11 protein-coding genes and 1 tRNA gene are annotated in these 13,337 nt (G+C 63.0%); 6 read left to right on the top strand and 6 right to left on the bottom strand.

Annotated features, from left to right (window positions below):
- Positions 1-6: 6 nt before the first annotated feature.
- The 3 genes from pntB to yqhD all read right to left on the bottom strand — a co-directional run bounded on the left by pntB (position 7) and on the right by yqhD (position 4,697).
- Positions 7-1,491 carry a Re/Si-specific NAD(P)(+) transhydrogenase subunit beta gene (pntB, locus tag ACEUCR_RS17965; protein ID WP_041997926.1) on the bottom strand — a complete coding sequence of 495 codons (1,485 nt, stop codon included), beginning with the start codon at positions 1,489-1,491 and terminating at the stop codon, positions 7-9.
- Positions 1,492-1,502: 11 nt separating this feature from the next.
- Entirely contained in the window at positions 1,503-3,029 is a 1,527-nt protein-coding gene (locus ACEUCR_RS17960) for a Re/Si-specific NAD(P)(+) transhydrogenase subunit alpha (protein WP_408791701.1), read from the bottom strand.
- 507 nt (positions 3,030-3,536) lie between these two features.
- On the bottom strand, positions 3,537-4,697 hold the full coding sequence (yqhD, locus tag ACEUCR_RS17955; RefSeq protein WP_111874229.1) for an alcohol dehydrogenase: 1,161 nt from the start codon (positions 4,695-4,697) through the stop codon (positions 3,537-3,539).
- Between the two features lie 118 nt (positions 4,698-4,815).
- Between yqhD and ACEUCR_RS17950 the strand changes: the two genes are divergently transcribed.
- Together ACEUCR_RS17950 and ACEUCR_RS17945 are read left to right on the top strand one after the other, a co-directional pair.
- Positions 4,816-5,739 (top strand): AraC family transcriptional regulator, encoded by a 924-nt coding sequence (locus tag ACEUCR_RS17950; protein WP_392445518.1) that lies wholly within the window; start codon positions 4,816-4,818, stop codon positions 5,737-5,739.
- A gap of 1 nt (position 5,740) precedes the next feature.
- Complete coding sequence (locus tag ACEUCR_RS17945; RefSeq protein WP_111874231.1) at positions 5,741-6,247, top strand: lipocalin family protein; 507 nt, start codon at positions 5,741-5,743, stop codon at positions 6,245-6,247.
- Positions 6,248-6,311: 64 nt separating this feature from the next.
- On the opposite strand, the gene ACEUCR_RS17940 is transcribed toward ACEUCR_RS17945, so the two are convergent.
- The 3 genes from ACEUCR_RS17940 to ACEUCR_RS17930 form a co-directional block, all read right to left on the bottom strand.
- Positions 6,312-8,204: a methyl-accepting chemotaxis protein gene (locus tag ACEUCR_RS17940; RefSeq protein ID WP_408791699.1), complete on the bottom strand. Its 1,893-nt coding sequence runs from the start codon at positions 8,202-8,204 to the stop codon at positions 6,312-6,314.
- 192 nt (positions 8,205-8,396) lie between these two features.
- Complete coding sequence (locus ACEUCR_RS17935) at positions 8,397-9,767, bottom strand: phosphatidylserine decarboxylase family protein (protein WP_408791697.1); 1,371 nt, start codon at positions 9,765-9,767, stop codon at positions 8,397-8,399.
- 299 nt (positions 9,768-10,066) lie between these two features.
- Positions 10,067-10,143 (bottom strand) — tRNA-Trp (locus ACEUCR_RS17930).
- Positions 10,144-10,344: 201 nt separating this feature from the next.
- On the opposite strand from ACEUCR_RS17930, the gene ACEUCR_RS17925 reads away from it, so the two are divergent.
- The 4 genes from ACEUCR_RS17925 (at position 10,345) to ACEUCR_RS17910 (ending at position 13,285) form a co-directional block, all read left to right on the top strand.
- A complete protein-coding gene (locus tag ACEUCR_RS17925) occupies positions 10,345-10,887 on the top strand; it encodes a hypothetical protein (RefSeq protein WP_408775603.1) in 543 nt (180 codons plus the stop codon).
- A gap of 274 nt (positions 10,888-11,161) precedes the next feature.
- Positions 11,162-12,082, top strand: a complete 921-nt coding sequence (gene pyrB / locus ACEUCR_RS17920; RefSeq protein ID WP_010676005.1) for an aspartate carbamoyltransferase — start codon at positions 11,162-11,164, stop codon at positions 12,080-12,082.
- 16 nt (positions 12,083-12,098) lie between these two features.
- Complete coding sequence (gene pyrI / locus ACEUCR_RS17915; protein WP_041997942.1) at positions 12,099-12,563, top strand: aspartate carbamoyltransferase regulatory subunit; 465 nt, start codon at positions 12,099-12,101, stop codon at positions 12,561-12,563.
- A gap of 230 nt (positions 12,564-12,793) precedes the next feature.
- Positions 12,794-13,285 (top strand): arginine repressor, encoded by a 492-nt coding sequence (locus ACEUCR_RS17910; RefSeq protein WP_041997944.1) that lies wholly within the window; start codon positions 12,794-12,796, stop codon positions 13,283-13,285.
- Positions 13,286-13,337 lie beyond the last annotated feature (52 nt).

The following is a 13,337-nucleotide window of genomic DNA, read 5'->3' as shown; positions in this document are numbered from 1 at the left end:
AGGCGATCAGAGCGCCTTGAGGATCGCCTCGACGCTGGCCTTGGCATCGCCAAACAGCATCTGGGTGTTGTCCTTGAAGAACAGCGGGTTCTGCACACCGGCGTAGCCTGTGTTCATGGAGCGCTTGAAGCCGATGACGTTCTGCGCCTTCCACACTTCCAGCACCGGCATGCCGGCGATGGGGCTGCCCGGATCTTCCATCGCAGCCGGGTTGACGGTGTCGTTCGCACCGATCACCAGCACCACGTCGGTGTCGCCGAAGTCTTCGTTGATCTCGTCCATTTCCAGCACGATATCGTACGGCACCTTGGCTTCCGCCAGCAGCACGTTCATGTGGCCAGGCAGACGACCGGCCACCGGGTGGATACCGAAGCGCACCTTGACACCGCGCTCGCGCAGCTTGTGGGTGATCTCGGCCACCGGGTACTGGGCCTGCGCCACCGCCATGCCGTAGCCCGGGGTGATGATGACGGAGTGGGCATTCTTGAGCATGTCCGCCACGTCTTCGGCATTGGTCTCGCGGTATTCACCCATCTCCTGATCCGCCGTGGAGGCGACACCATCGGAGCCGAAGCCACCGGCAATGACCGAGATGAAGGAGCGGTTCATCGCCTTGCACATGATGTAGGAGAGGATGGCACCGGAGGAACCCACCAGGGCACCCACCACGATCAGCAGGTCGTTGGAGAGCATGAAGCCCGCCGCCGCCGCCGCCCAACCGGAGTAGGAGTTGAGCATGGAGACCACTACCGGCATGTCGGCGCCGCCGATGGAGGCGACCAGATGCCAGCCGAACGCGAAGGCGATCAGGGTCATCAGGATCAGCGCCATGGTGGAGCCACCGACGTTGACGAAGTAGACCAGCAGCGCCAGGGAGACCAGCACCGCCAGCAGGTTCAGCTTGTGGCGATGGGGCAGCATCAGCGGCTTGGAAGAGATGAGACCGCGCAGCTTGCCGAACGCCACCACGGAACCGGTGAAGGTCACGGCACCGATGAAGACGCCCAGGAACACTTCCACCAGGTGGATGTTCAGCATGGCGCCGGAGAGGTGCTCGGCCTGTACGGCCTGGGCCGCCTGCTCGAATGCCGCCCGGGCCGCGGCCAGGGTCGCATCCAGGTTGGAGCCGACGGAGACGACCACTTCAGCGGGCGCGGAGGGGTGCAAGTCGATGAAGCTGTTGAAGCCCACCAGCACCGCCGCCATGCCCACGAAGCTGTGCAGCACGGCCACCAGCTCGGGCATCTCTGTCATTTCGACCTTGAGGGCCAGACGCACGCCGATGGCGCCGCCGATCACCATGGCCAGCACTATCCAGTGCACGCCACTGGTTTCCGGGTTGAGTACGGTGGCGATGAGGGCGATGGCCATCCCCGCGATACCGAACAGGTTGCCATGCTTGGCCGTTTCTTGCTTCGACAGTCCCGCGAGACTGAGGATGAAGAGCACGGCGGCAACGATATAGGATGCTGTTACCAGTCCTTGAGACACGTTAAACCCCCTTAATCCTTACGGAACATCTTCAGCATGCGCTGAGTGACGGTGAAGCCACCGAAGATGTTGATACTGGCAATCAGCACGGCGACAAACGAGAGCGCGGTGACGAGCGTTGAACCCTGACCAATCTGCAGCAGAGCGCCGACCACGATAATGCCGGAGATGGCATTGGTGACCGACATCAGCGGCGTGTGCAGGGCATGAGAGACGTTCCACACCACGTAGTAACCGACCACGCAGGCCAGGATGAAGACGGTGAAGTGGGAGAGGAAGGCGGCAGGCGCCACCGCGGCCACCCAACCGAAAGCGGCGATGCCGAGGGCACCGAACACGAACTTCTTGTTGGAGGGCTTCTTCTCTTCGGCCTTCTTGGCCTCGACCTTGGCGGCAGGCTTCTGCGGCGCGGCGGAGACGGCGATGGCGGGGGGCGGGAAGGTCACGTCACCGGCCTGGATCACCGTCATGTTGCGCTGCACCACGTCTTCGAAGTCGATGGCGACGTTGCCGTCCTTCTCCTTGCACATCAGCTTCATCAGGTTCACCAGGTTGGTGCCGTAGAGCTGGGAGGATTGGGCAGGCAGACGACCCGGCAGATCGGTGTAACCGATCACCTTGACGCCGTTGTCGGTGACATGCAGTTCACCCGAGACAGTGTATTCGCAGTTGCCGCCGGCCTGGGCCGCCATGTCCACGATGACGGAACCCGGCTTCATGCTGTCCACCATCTCTTTGGTGATCAGCTTGGGTGCCGGCTTGCCCGGGATCAGGGCGGTGGTGATGATGATGTCCACTTCCTTGGCCTGCTGGGCGAACAGCGCCATCTCGGCCTTGATGAACTCTTCGCTCATCACCTTGGCGTAACCGTCGGAGGAGGAACCATCCTCGCCGCCGAAGTCCAGCTTGAGGAATTCGCCACCCATGGACTCGATCTGCTCGGCCACTTCCAGACGGGTGTCGAAGGCACGCACGATGGCGCCGAGGGAACCGGCGGTCCCGATGGCGGCCAGACCGGCGACGCCGGCACCGATCACCAAGACCTTGGCAGGCGGTACTTTACCGGCAGCGGTGATCTGGCCGGTGAAGAAGCGACCAAACTGGTGGGCGGCCTCGACCACGGCGCGATAACCGCCGATGTTGGCCATGGAGGAGAGGGCGTCGAGGGACTGGGCACGGGAGATCCGCGGCACCATGTCCATCGCCATCACATTGATGTTGCGCGCGGACAGCTTCTTGACCAGCTCGGGGTTCTGGGCAGGCCAGATGAAGCTCACCAGGGTGGCACCATCCTTAATTTCGGCGATCTCGGCATCGGTCGGCGCGTTGACCTTGAAGACAAGGTCGGCTTGCCAGACGCTCGGCACCACGCTGGCACCGGCCGCCTCGAAGGCGGCATCATCGAAGTTGGCCAGCTGGCCGGCGCCGGCCTCGACAGCCACCTCGAAGCCGAGCTTTTTCAGCTGCTCGACGGTGGCCGGGGTCGCTGCGACCCGGGTCTCACCGGCGAGACTCTCTCTCGGTATTCCAATCTGCATGACTATTCCCTGATGGTTAATAATTAATCGCGACCTAGTGTCTCATTTCTGGCGAAACAAGGCGCGGCCAAATTGCAGGCCAAGGACTCTTTGTTATGAAAATCAGCAGGCTCTCCCGCAACCTCCTGTCATGGTCAGGCCCCCGCTTTTCAGGTGCGAAGGTGATTAGTATCAAATTTTGGAGTTTTATTACAACCACGGTCCCGGGCGGGCGGGTAAAGAATTCGGTCCATCGTGAACCCTGATTAAAAAAAACAAACCAAATTAGAGGCTTAATACCAGCAAAATGCGCTGAAAAAAGTGATCCAACCAGTCAAAAAAAATGTTTTGCCGGCCCTCTATCTTAGCGTTTTTTGTTCTTATGAAATCCGCCGTTGGCTCACCGGATGAGGCGAAAGGGGAAAAAGTAACCTTTTTGTAACGACAGAGGGACCCAGCCCCCGCCATCGGGCGGGTTCGGGTCCCCTGATTCAGCCCCCGGCAGCGCCGGGGATCCGCGCTCGCCTGTTACCAGGCGGCTTCATAAATATGCCGACTCTGTACCAGGTCGATGTCGCCGTGCTCGCCGAGGGCGGTCATGCCGTGCTCTTCGAGCTTGGCCAGCAGGGTGTCGATGTTGGCGTCGGCCACGTAATCCCGCAGCCGGGTCTTGATCCCCATCCGCTCGAAGAAGTCGCGGGTGGCTTTGATCGCGCCGTCGATGCGCTCCGCTTCGCTGCCGCTGCGCAGATCCCAGACCCGCTCGGCGTATTGCAGCAGCTTGGCGCGCTTCTGCTCACGTTTGGCATCGAGCAGGGCGGGCAGCACCACCGCCAGGGTCTGGGCGTGGTCAAGGCCGTGCAGGGCGGTGATCTCGTGACCCAGCATGTGGGTGGCCCAGTCCTGGGGCACGCCGGCCCCGATCAGGCCGTTGAGCGCCAAGGTGGCGCTCCACATGATGTTGGCGCGCACGTCGTAGTTTTCCGGCTCCACCAGTGCCTTGGGGCCCTCTTCAGCCAGGGTCAGCAGCAGCCCTTCGGCGAAGCGATCCTGCACCTTGGCGTTCACCGGGTAGGTGAGGTACTGCTCCAGGGTGTGGATGAAGGCATCCACCACGCCGTTGGCCACCTGGCGGGCCGGCAGTGTGTAGGTGAGCACGGGGTCGAGCACGGCGAAGCGCGGCATCACCAAGGGGGAGAAGAAGTGCTGCTTGTCCCCTGTGCTCTTGCGGGTGATGACGGCCCCCATGTTCATCTCGGAGCCGGTGGCCGGCAGGGTCAGCACGCTGCCCAGGGGAATGGCGGAGGCCACTTCGCCCCCGACGGTCTCGAGGATGTGCCAGGGGTCTTTGGCCGGATCATAGTGGGCGGCCGCGGCGATGAACTTGGTGCCGTCCAGCACGGAGCCACCGCCCACCGCGAGCAGGAAGTCGATCCGCTCGGCGCGAGCCAGTTCGACGGCGCCCATCAGGGTCTCGTAGGTGGGGTTGGGCTCGATGCCGCCAAATTCAAACAGGGTCAGGCCGGCCAGCTCGCTGCGGATCTGCTCCAGCAGGCCGCTGCGCACCACGCTGCCGCCGCCGTAGGTGACCAGGATGCGGGCGTCGGCCGGGATCTGGCCGCGCAGCTGGGCCACCTGGCCCTTGCCGAACAGCACCTTGGTGGGGGTGTGCAGGATGAAGTTGTTCATGGGATCTCCCGGGGTGATCGTAATCGGTAAGGTATGGGTTGCATTTTTCTCTTATAGCTACCTACCATCAAGGGAGCTTTCTGCCGATTTCTTGCCTATTTCTACTGAGCCTGGATAAATGAGTACAAATCAGCCCGTCGTGGCGACCCACCAGTCCGCCCTCGCCAGCCGCCTCGCCGCCCTGGCGCCACACCCGGGGATCACCGCCGCCCCCGTGCCCGGCGTGCACCTCATCTACACCACGGAGCACCACGACCGCATCCCTGTGCTCTACCGGCCGCGCATGATCATCATCCTGCAGGGGCACAAGGTGGGCTATCTCTCGGACTTCACCTTCCGCTACGACCCCGAGCACTACCTGATGATGACCCTGCCGCTGCCCTGCGAGTGCGAGTGCTTCGCCTCCCCCGAATCCCCCCTGGTGGGGCTCTCGGTGGAGATCGACGTGGCGGCGCTGCAGGCCCTGCTGCTGGAGATGGGGGACGCCGCCCCCGCCCCGGCGGAGCCGGGTCGCGGCGTGGTCTCCGTGCCCCTCTCCGAGACCATGCTCTGCGCGGTGGAGCGCCTCATCGATGTGATGGACAAACCGCTGCACGCCCGGGTGCTGGGGCCCCAGATAGTGCGCGAGATCCTGTTCCACGCCCTGCACGAGGGGGGAGCCGCGGCCCTGCTGGCCATGGCCAGCCGTCACAGCCAGGTGAGCCAGATCGCCCGGGTGCTGCGTATCATGGAGCAGCGCTTTACCGAGAACCTGACGGTGGAGGAGCTGGCCCGGGAGGCGAACATGAGCGTCTCGGCCTTCCACCACCACTTCAAGGCGGCCACCGCCACCTCGCCCCTGCAGTACATCAAGACCCTGCGCCTGCACCGGGCTCGGCTGATGATGCTGCACGACGGCCTCAAGGCCGGGGTGGCGGCGGACAAGGTAGGCTACGAGAGCGGCTCCCAGTTCAGCCGCGAATACAAACGCTTCTTTGGCAACACCCCGAGCGAACACGCGGCGCGCTTTCGCTCGGGACAACTGCGTATCGTGGAGGGATGACATGCGCACACTGATCCTGCTCGCTCTGGCCCTGCTGGCCACCGCCTGCACCGGCATTCCACCGGGGCACCAGGTGGTCAAGCCCTTCCAGCTCGACCGCTACCTGGGTACCTGGTACGAGGTGGCCCGTCTCGATCACGGTTTCGAGCGCGGCCTGAGCCGGGTCACCGCCAACTACAGCCTGCGGGATGACGGCGGCGTCAGGGTGCTCAACCGGGGACAGGACGAACAGGGGGAGTGGCGCGAGGCCGAGGGGCGCGCCTACTTCGTGGGCGAGCGCGATGAGGGGCGCCTCAAGGTGAGCTTCTTCGGCCCCTTCTACGGCAGCTACAACGTGCTGGCGACGGACTATGACCTCTCCCTGGTGAGCAGCTACAACCTCCAGTACCTCTGGATCCTCTCCCGCACGCCCCATCCCCCCAAAGAGAAGGTAGAGGCCCTGGTCGAGCGGGCCAGGGGGCTCGGCTTTGCCACCGACCAGCTGATCTGGGTCAGCCAGACACCCTGAACCCGCGAGCATGAACAAGGGCAGCCCATGGGCTGCCCTTGTTCATGGAAAACCGAGCCGTGGCTCAGAGCCGGAAGCGGCCCACCTCCTGCTCCAGGCGCTCGGTCAGGGACTTGAGCTCGGCGGCCTGGGCGGCCTCCTCCCTCGCCTGCGCCGCCAGATCCTGGGAGACATGACGGATGTTCTCTGTGTTGCGGCTGATCTCGCCGGTGACCGAGGTCTGCTCCTCGGCGGCCGCCGCTATCTGGGTCGCCATGTCGCTGATGGCGCCGATGGCCTCGTTGATCCGCGCCAGGCTCTGGTTGGCGGATTCGGCGTCCTCCACGCTGGTGCCCGCCAGCTGACGACTGGTCTCCATGCCGCCGACGGCACGGCGGGTGGTCTGTTGCAAGGCCTCGATCATCTGCTGGATCTCGGCGGTGGAGTCGTGGGTGCGGCGCGACAGCACCCTCACCTCGTCCGCCACTACCGCGAAGCCGCGACCCTGCTCCCCGGCCCGGGCCGCCTCGATGGCGGCGTTCAATGCCAGCAGGTTGGTCTGCTCGGCGATGCCGCTGATGGTGGCCAGGATGCCGCTGATCTTCTGGGCATGGCCATCGAGCTCATGGATGGTCTGGCTGGCATCGGCTACCTCGTCCGCCAGCCCCGTGATGCTGCGCTGGCTCTGGCCGACCTGGGACTGACCGGCCACCGCCAGTTTGACCGCATCCCCTGCGGTGGTGGCGGCAAACTCGGCGTTGCCGGCTATCTCCTGGGTGGCGGAGGCCATCTCGGTCACCGCGGTCGCCACCATGACGATCTCGTCCTGCTGCTCGCGCACCCGCAGGCTGCGAGCCTCGGCCCCCGCCGCCTGGGTCCGCGACTGGGCCGCCAGTTCGACGGTGACGTCCCGCAACCGGCTGACGATGCCGTGCAACCGGGCCACGAACAGGTTGAAGTTCTGGGCCAGCAGCCCCACCTCGTCCTTGCTGTTGGCCGTTATCTGTACCGTGAGATCCCCCTCGCCATGGGCGATGGCGGCCAGCGCCTTCGACACCCGGCCGAGATCGGCGAACAGGTAGTTGAACATGGCGATGAGCAGGGCGCTGAACACCAGCAAGAGCACCAGGGTCAGCCCCACCAGCTGCCACAACAGGGTGGCAAACGGCGCCTCCAGCACCTCCTTGTACATCACCATGGCCAGCAACCAGTCGGTGCCGGGCACAGCTTGCACCGAGAGCAGTACCTCACGTCCGTCCAGGGTGGCGCCATGCAGCTGACTGCTGCTCTCGCCCCACTGGCGGAAGGTGGCGGCAGAGAGGCCGGGGGCCAGCTCTGCCACCGGCTTGAGGGCCAGATCCTTGTTCGGGTGACCGACGATGAGGCCGCTGCTGTCGAGCAGCATGGCGTACCCCTCCCCCTGCACCTTCATGGCCAGCACCTCGTCGATCAACGTATCGAGGGCCAGGTTGGCCCCCACGGCCCCCACCAGCTCCCCCTGATGCCGCACCGGCTCGGCCAGGGTCACCACCAGTTTCTGCATGGTCACGCTGACGTAGGGGGCGGTGACGATCAGCCTGCCCGCCTTGACTGCATCCTGATACCAGGGGCGCTCACGGGGGTCATAGTTGCCTGTGTTGAGGGAAGGATCCTGCCGCGTCATCACCCCCTGGGTGGAACCGAAGTAGGTGAGGCCAAAGCCGCCCGAGGTGTAGGCCTGCTTCAGGTGGGGCACCAGGGTCGCCTGGGGATTGTCGGCGATGACGGCGGTCAGGGCCTCGACCGCGTGCTTGCGATCCGCCATCCAGTTGCCTATGGCCACCGAGTGGGCATGGCCATAGTTGACCGCCTCGCTCTGGATGGCACTCATGGTGCGGGATTTGAGGGTGTGGAAGGCAACGATGCCGAGCAGGGCCGCCATCAGCAGCACTACCCCCAGGCTGGTCGCCAGCAGCTTGCCGCGCAAAGAGAGAGTCATGACTACGGATCCTTGTGGTGACGGGAGGCGAGAAATACCCCCATCTTGTCAGAGGATATCGGCGCGAACGAGGTGGGACTTTAGTGGATCCTGGTATTTTCATCTTTATCAACAAGGACGAGCATGAAGCCATACGAAGCCAACCAAAAGAGGCCGCCCGCAGGCGGCCTCTGACATCAGCCCGGCAAGGGCTTACCTGACCCGGGCCAGGGCCGTATTCACCCTCAGGTTGGTCGCCTCCAGCCCGGGGGTCTGACCGTAGAAGTCGAACGCCAGCTCGACCCCGGGACGGAACACCAGGCAGTGGGTGGAGCCGCCGAAGTGGAACATGCCGAGCTGATCTCCCTTCTTCACTCTGTCCCCCTCCTGCACCGTGATCTCGCAGCTCGACACCTCGGCCATGCCCACCGGCACCACGCACATCAAGCCTATCTTGGGGTTGTCGGCCTCGATGAAGATGAGCGCCCGGGTCGCCACCGAGGTGAGGAAGGGCTGGGAGTTGTTGGGGGCACTGGGGTCGGCGCCGTCGGGATCCTGGAATCCCTGATACTGGTTGCCCAGATAGTAACTGCCGTTGACGACCCGCACCTTGCGGATGGTGCCGCTCACCGGGCTGTGCCAGCGGTGATAGCTCAGGGCGCTGAGGAAGGCCTGATAGACGGTGCCCCCTTCAAAACTGGGCGCAGTCTCATCAAAATCCAGCATGTTTTCCAGCGAGTAGGCCTGCCCCTTGAGCCAGAAGGGCTGGCCGAGGCTGACCCCGGTCTGCACCTGCAGAGGGGCCGATTCGCAGGCATTGACGATGACGTCCTCGTCCGTCGGGGACGACACGGGGCGCACGCCGGGGCGGAAGGTGCGGGTGAAAAAATCATCCCAGCTGGCGAAGCCCTCGTAGTCGGCCGCCGGATCACATTCGAAGATCTGCTCGAAGCTATCCGGGGTCGGGTTGACCCCCTCACCCAGGGCACCGCCTGCCACCTGCACCATCTCCCGCTTGGCCAGCTCACCAAGCCAGGGCACCACCAGGGTGTCGGGATCCAGCAGGCTGGCCCGCTCTGTCAGCACATAGCGGGATGCCGGGCTCTGCAGGAACAGAGACCAGTAGCAGAGGATTTTCTTGAACTGCTGATTGATCAGGGCATTGGAGAAGAACAGGTAGCCGGATCCCGTCGCCAGGGGCCAGTTGAGCAAGGCGTTGACGGGAAAGCCGATGAGGCCGGCGGGAGACTGGCTCTGCACATCCTGATACGCCTCCGGCGCCGTGGTCATGATGCCATTGAGCAGGATGAGGAATTCCTCGAAGGTGCGTACCTGGGACTGACCCATAGGAGTCTCGCGTTCCCGTTGCCACGCCTCCTCGAACATGGCCTGAGCCTGGGCCTGCAGCAGAGGCGTGCTGGCAACCAGGTTCTTCAGCTCGGCAATGGGCGGGACAAGCGCCCTGGGGGTGGCGGCGACATGGGCCCTGAGCCGCTGGAGCCAGCGGGCGACATGGGCCTGGTCCATCGGCATCCAGCCTCCGGGATGGGACTGGGTCAACTGGGTAGCAACTGCATTGTTCATGGTCTGCTCTCCTTGGCAGAGCCGCCCGCAGGGACGGCTCACACTGGTTTCTCCCCCATACACAACCATTGCGACCACCTAATGAGGTAGGGGAGATTTACCATGGCCAACCGGGTGATGCTATTGACACAAATAACAGTCAATAGCCCCGGTTCGCCTCTGGGGACCATCAGCACCCATGATGACGCTGGAACGGCGATGCCCGCGGGCAAGCAGGCGATGAAAATCAGAGGAGAGAGAGCGAAGGCTGAATGGCGGGCACAAAAAAACCGACTAAATAGTCGGCTTTTTTGGAAATTTGGCAGGGGCGGAGGGATTCGAACCCCCAACCATCGGTTTTGGAGACCGCTGTTCTACCAATTGGAACTACGCCCCTGCAACAAACGAGGCGAATTATACAAAGCCGGGATCAAAGGTAAAGGCTTTTTTTAGGATTGTGACGCGATTGCACGATTGCTGTACAACGAGGTCGATTTTGCTACCCCATGAAGGATAACTGGCTGTATTTGCAGCGGGAGCCAACTAGGAAAGTCACAGAATAGGGATTAGGGTAGAGGGTGAGCAGGGAGGTGCGCATATGCTCAACTATCGACTATTGCAGCTGCTGGCCCCGCTCAACTTCAGGGATGAGCGCAGGACTGAGCCCCTGCCCGACTATCTGGCCCGGGTCGTCCCCCTGGTCCCCGCCATTCCCGAGAATGTGCTGGCTCAATGGATTTACCGCCATTGGCGCGGCTTTGAGTCCAACTGGAGTTTTCTCGATCTCGCCAGCCACCGGTTCGAGTGCGAGCACTGGCCCACCGACCGTATCATAGAGCAGATAGACTCCCGCCATATGGAGGTGATAGCACGCTGGCAGGAGCTCTTTTGCCACAACCGCTATGTGCGTCGCTCCTGGCTGGGCGCCGACATGCTGAGCCGGGGCAGCTGGCCCGAGCCCATCATAGTGCTCGCCTCCGGGGTCGACAGCCGTTATTCGGATGACCCGCTGCTGCCGCAACCTTATTGTCTTCTGGAGGGACACCACAGACTGGCCTATCTGCGCGCCATGGTCGCCGAAGGGGTGCCGCTGCAGCCCTGCCACCAGATTTGGATTTGTCGACCCGTTCACGGCAGTTAAACGTTTTTTTGCCGATAAAATGCCTTGAAAATAAATTTTTGACAATTCAAAAACCAGCCCTATAATCGGTGCGGTTTTGAAAAAGGTCGGGACAGAACAATGCCGTTTTTGATGAGAAAAGCAGCCTTGCAGACGGGTGGAGCGCACCAGAGCGGCCCCGTTGTTTCCGGTTCCCGTCCCTCAGATCCCCCGTTTTTTTTGAAAAGAGCCCCTGTTTCAGGGGCTTTTTTTTGTGCCGGAAAAACCTTCATTGATGCCAAAGGGAATGCAGACGATGACCAATCCACTCTATAACAAACACGTCATCTCCATCTCGGATCTGACCCGGTCCGACATGGAACTGGTGGTCGCCACCGCACAGCGGTTGAAGGCCGAACCCGACAGCCGCCTGCTGAAAGACAAGCTGGTCGCCAGCTGCTTCTTCGAAGCCTCCACCCGCACCCGCCTCTCGTTCGAGACCGCGGTACAGCGCCTGGGCGGCAACATCATCGGCTTCGCCGACGGCGGCAACACCAGCGCCAAGAAGGGCGAGACCCTGGCCGACTCCATCAAGATCATCAGCTCCTACACGGATGCGGTGGTGATGCGCCACCCGAAGGAAGGGGCTGCCCGTCTGGCGTCCGAGTTCTCCCGGGTGCCGGTCATCAACGGCGGTGACGGCTCCAACCAGCATCCGACCCAGACCCTGCTCGACCTCTTCTCCATCCACGAGACCCAAGGCAAGCTGGATGGCCTCAACGTCGCCTTCGTCGGCGACCTCAAGTACGGCCGTACCGTCCACTCCCTGGCCCAGGCCCTGAGCCTGTTCAACTGCCGCTTCTTCTTCATCTCCCCGGAAGCGCTGGCCATGCCGGACTACCTCTGCGAGGAGCTGGAAGAGAAGGGTATCCGCTTCAGCGTGCACGAGACCATGGAAGAGGTGATGCCGGAGCTCGACATCCTCTACATGACCCGGGTCCAGAAGGAGCGCTTCGACGAGACCGAGTACAAGCACATGGCCGCCAAGTTCGTGCTGGAGCTGGCGACCCTGGAAGGGGCCAAGCCCACCATGAAGATCCTCCATCCCCTGCCCCGGGTCGACGAGATCGAGGTCGCCGTCGACAAGACCCCCCACGCCTACTACTTCCAGCAGGCGGAGAACGGGGTCTATGCCCGCCAGGCACTGCTGGCACTGGTACTGAACGAAACCGTCTAAGGGAAAGGGGAACATCATGTCTGACAAGAACCAACTGCAAGTCGAAGCCATCCGTCACGGCTCCGTCATCGACCACGTCCCCGCCGGCCAGGGCATCAAGATCCTCAAGCTGTTCCAGCTGATCGAGACCCAGGAGCGGATCACCGTCGGCTTCAACCTCAAATCCGGCGCCCTGGGCAAGAAGGATCTCATCAAGATAGAGAACACCCGGCTGACCGAACAGCAGGCGAACCAGCTCGCCCTGTTCGCCCCCAAGGCGACCGTCAACATCATCGAAGACTTCGTGGTGGTGAAGAAGCACCAGCTGGCGCTGCCGGAGTTCATCGAAGGGGTCTTCCACTGCCCCAACTCCAACTGCATCTCCCACAACGAACCGGTGGAGAGCTACTTCCGGGTGCGCGAAGTGAAGGGCGCGGTACGGATGAAGTGCAAATACTGCGAGAAGTCCTTCACCCAGGACATCGTCAGCGAGCGTTACTGATGCCACCGCCTCCTGGCGAGGCTGGCACGAACGGATCTGATATTGGGCCCCGAGGGGCCCATTTTTGATGCGGGTCACAGCCTGTGCTGGCCCATTGGTTATAATTTGCCACCTCTGCCATGGTTAACACCATGGATCCACTACCCGATACGCTCTCGTCAGTCGATCCCGCCAGTGTCACCGTACCCGTTCGCAGATCTCGCTGATGATAAAGCCAAAGGATACCCACCTTGGTCAAGACCCATCCCCATCCGGCGGAGCAGGAGACCGACACGGCGCAGCTCGATGCCTGTCGTCGCATCGTCGGCCAGCACTGCTTCAGCACCCAGGAAGAGATCCGCACCGAGTTGGCTCAGCAGGGTTTCGCCGACATCAGCCAATCCACCATTTCCCGCCTGTTGCGCCGCCTCGGCGTCGCCAAGGCCCAGAACGCCAGCGGCAAGAAGGTCTACACGCTAGTGGAGGATCAGCTGGAGCCCGCAGGCTGTCGCCGCTCGGTGCACGACATGGTGCGCTCCGTGGATCACAACCGCCAGCTGGTGCTGATCCACACCACCCCGGGGGCCGCCACCGTGGTGGCGCGCCTGCTGGATCGCCACGCCAACCCCGAGATCCTGGGGGCCGTGGCCGGCAACGATGTGGTGCTGGTCGCCCCGCGCCACGTCAGCCGTACCCGTCAGGCGCACGAGGCCGTGCTGCGCACCCTGGCCCAGGCCCGCTAGCCAGACAGCACTATGGCGACAACACAGAGGCGACCTTGGGTCGCCTCTGTGT

The sequence above is a fragment of the Aeromonas bivalvium genome, from assembly GCF_046078285.1.
GTDB lineage: Bacteria > Pseudomonadota > Gammaproteobacteria > Enterobacterales > Aeromonadaceae > Aeromonas > Aeromonas bivalvium.
The sequence above is the reverse complement of the archived record's forward strand: the minus strand, read 5'-3'. Positions and strand labels throughout refer to the sequence as shown.